Origin of the sequence: Moorena sp. SIO3B2, assembly GCF_010692525.1 — a bacterium.
Lineage (GTDB): Bacteria > Cyanobacteriota > Cyanobacteriia > Cyanobacteriales > Coleofasciculaceae > Moorena > Moorena producens.
This window is the reverse complement of the sequence record NZ_JAAHHE010000530.1, coordinates 1-3,385: the sequence shown is the minus strand read 5'-3', so window position 1 is coordinate 3,385 and position 3,385 is coordinate 1. Positions and strand designations below refer to the sequence as shown.

3 protein-coding genes are annotated in these 3,385 nt (G+C 40.9%); all 3 read left to right on the top strand.

Annotated features, from left to right (window positions below; translation table 11 throughout):
• On the top strand, window positions 1-593 hold a 593-nt coding region (locus F6K38_RS37475; protein WP_287360066.1), incomplete at its 5' end, for a trypsin-like serine protease.
• A 125-nt stretch (window positions 594-718) separates the two neighbouring features.
• The gene (locus F6K38_RS37470) at window positions 719-2,653 is read left to right on the top strand and encodes an iron uptake porin (RefSeq protein WP_287360065.1); all 1,935 of its coding nucleotides are present in this window, start codon (window positions 719-721) and stop codon (window positions 2,651-2,653) included.
• Between the two features lie 13 nt (window positions 2,654-2,666).
• On the top strand, window positions 2,667-3,385 hold a 719-nt coding region (locus tag F6K38_RS37465; RefSeq protein ID WP_287360064.1), incomplete at its 3' end, for a hypothetical protein.

Sequence of the window (3,385 nt, the reverse complement as noted above, 5' to 3'; positions counted from 1 at the left end):
TAGCACTAATTAAATTTCAGGGTTACAGTTCTAATCAATACTACGTTGCTTCCCTTAAAGATTCAAATACTATTCCAGATTCTGGTCAATTATTTGTCTCTGGTTGGCCAACTCCACCAGAAGATGAAAAAACTAGCAGTGAGCGCAAATTTTTATCAGCTAATATATTCTCAAATTTCCCCCCAGAAACAGTATCTACAGAAACATTTTTATGTCCCGACAAAAGAGGTTACAAATTATGTTATTTTAGTAAGGTTAGAAAAGGAATGAGTGGGGGACCAATATTTGACGCTAATGGTTATGTGGTTGGTATTCACGGACGAGGAAATAGTAAGTATAAAGGATCAGGTATTCCTATTACTGAATTTATTTATCTCATTAATCAAAACAAGTCAACTCTCAGCAAAAATGACTTAAATTTTAAACCACCAAGCCAGGATTTAATTGCTAAAGGTAGGGAAAATGCCAGGCAAGCTGATACTATCGAAGATCTCTATGAATTGTTTCTGGGTTGTTTGATAATTGAGCGCAACGAACTATCATGTATCACTGATTATCCATCAGATTTAGAATGGAATGATAAATGTAAATAAGCCAACTAGATGGGAATAAATTCAAGGATAAAGACGATTTGGTTTTCTGTTTATTTTAATAAAAACTACTAAAAGAGCCACCCTCAACCCATCTCTAAACTTTTTTTCAGTGTGCAGGAGTGACCATGAAAACTCAAAAACTCTTACTCCTTTTCCTATCAGGAGTAACCGGATTGCTATTAACTGCCCCCAAAACCTGGGCACTAACCGACAATTTACAACCTGGAAGCTGGTCTTACGAAGCCTTGAGAGAACTAGTTGAGTTTTCTGGCTGTACCACAGACAAGAGCGCCTTTGTAAACAATGAAGCCTTAACCCGTTCTGAATTTGCTGCTATCTTAAGTGCTTGTCAACAGCATATCGCCCAAACTTATAGCGCCGTATCAGAAGACGCAGTTATTCAACATCACCGAGCCAGACTAGAACGACTGCTTAAGGATTTTGATGCAGAACTCGGTATAGTCTTATTAGACAAAATCGAGAGTGTTAATACACCAACAACGACCAATCCAGTCAGTCCCAGGGTTGATCAACTCAGCGAACCCACATCAACAGTTCCAGAACTACCAGAACAATCAACATCCCTGGAACCATCACCTGAAATTGATGGCACAGCCATGACTCAGGTAACCAATATTGTCCAACTCCAAGATGTGCAACCGGGGGACTGGGCATTTGAAGCACTACGAAGTTTAATAGAACGCTATGGTTGTATTGCCGGATACCAAGATAGGACTTTTCAAGGCAACCGAGCCTTAACTCGCTATGAATTTGCCGCAGGTTTGAACGCCTGTATGGAACAGATTGAGAGACTGGTTGCGGTTGAAAGTGCTAATCGTATTTCTGAAGAAGATTTAGCCACATTACAACAATTAGCTAATCAATTTAACCCAGAATTAGCCCAACTAAAAACACGGGTAGATAACCTAGACAGTCGAGTTGCTTTCCTAGAGGAGCATCAGTTTTCCACCACTGTCAAATTTGGAGGAGAAGTTATTTTTGGCCTAGCTGCTGCTGAAGGAGGCAATCCACCAGGCACAGGAGATGCTAACACTGTTCTTAATTATCTTGCCCGCATTGGAACTGTTGCTTCATTCACAGGCAGAGATCGTCTGCGTATTGTTTTAGCTTCCGGTAATTTCGATGATGGTGGTTTTGCCAACCCCAATGTACTCAATACTTTTGCCGCCTTACTGTCTTACCAAGACGATCTCGATAATGATGTGGTTTTAGATAGCTTAGAATACCGATTTGCCATTAGTGACCGAGTTGTCTTTACTATAAAACCAGTCGGTTTTAGTTTAGGTAGTGTCCTTACTGCTAACAGTCCCTTCTTGGATGTGGGTATAGGTTCTATCTCTCGTTTCGGCGAAGCCAGTCCACTTTTCAAAATTGGCGCTCTCGATGCGGGGGTTGGTTTAGACTGGTTTGTAGCAGATCCACTCCGTTTACAAGTTGCTTACGGAACCCGGAATAGCAGTAGCCCTAGTGAGGGTTTTATTAGTCCAGATCATAGTGCTTTAGGAGTGCAATTATTGTTTACCCCAGCCAATAACATGGCGGCTGGACTACACTATATTAATGCCTACGCCAATGATGGTCAGTTAAATACTTTCGCAGGTAGCTTTAACGCTGATACTTCTAGTCTACTGCTTCAAGAAACTCAGACCCATGCTGTGGGCGGTAGCTTACAGTGGCGTTTTACTGATAACCTTACCTTTGCGGGTTGGGGAGGATATACCTTCACTAATGCTTTGGCATCAGATGATTTTGCTAATGCCAGCACTTACTTGCTTTCCTTAGCCTTTTCAGATCCTTTTGGTCAAGAAGGAAGTTTACTAGGCTTAATCATTGGTCAACCTCTAAAATTAGAGAACGGCAATGGTTTACTTTTAGGAGAAGATAACGCCACTTCAATTCACTATGAAATTTTCTATCGCCACAAATTTAGCAACAATATCTATATTACTCCAGGATTTTTTATGGTTACTGATCCTGGACATATAGAAGAAAACAACGATATTTATATCGGTGTACTCCGTGCCACTTTTCGTTTCTAAAACAGGATAGCTTATGTTAAAACTGCACAAATATTCTTGGCAATTTATTCGACAAGCTTTTTTAGTCGGAATATGCTTTTACAGTTTCAATAGTACTTTGGGCAATATTGTCAAAGCAGACGAAGTACCCAGCAATAACCGAACTTGTACCAACAATAGGGTTGCTCAAGCTGACTCAACCAACCCTTCTGAAACAGAACAATCACAAGCCCCAGCAGGAATAATAGACATAGACTGTCGTCGGGATATCCGAAAAATAAAATCTTTCTTACAAAATGCTCTCAATGGAGTCAGTGACCCTCTGCTTGATCGAGGAAGCACAGATACCCAAATTGGCACTGCCTTAAGACCAGGTATCAATGCTGATGCCATTCTTAATGTTAATGTTAATAACCCTGCTGGTGGTGTAACTATTCCCATCCTTTCACCAGGTTTTCGCTCTCCTAGTGCTGCACCTATGATGATCAGTTTTCCGGGTCAGCTTGATGCTCTAGGAAACTTTACTTTTAATGTTATGGACCCTGTCGTTTCGTCGTCCATGGGTGGGGCTCATATTGGTGGGTTGCCCGATTCTGTGTTTACTTTCAACGTTGGAACTACAGAATTTACTGCGAACCAATCCTTGGATGTCAGAAACAACTTTGTCAGAGCAATTTCAGACTCACCAGACGAAAACCAAACAGTATTTCGGATGCTTGGTATTATCATCAATCCTGATGATTCCTCTAGCGT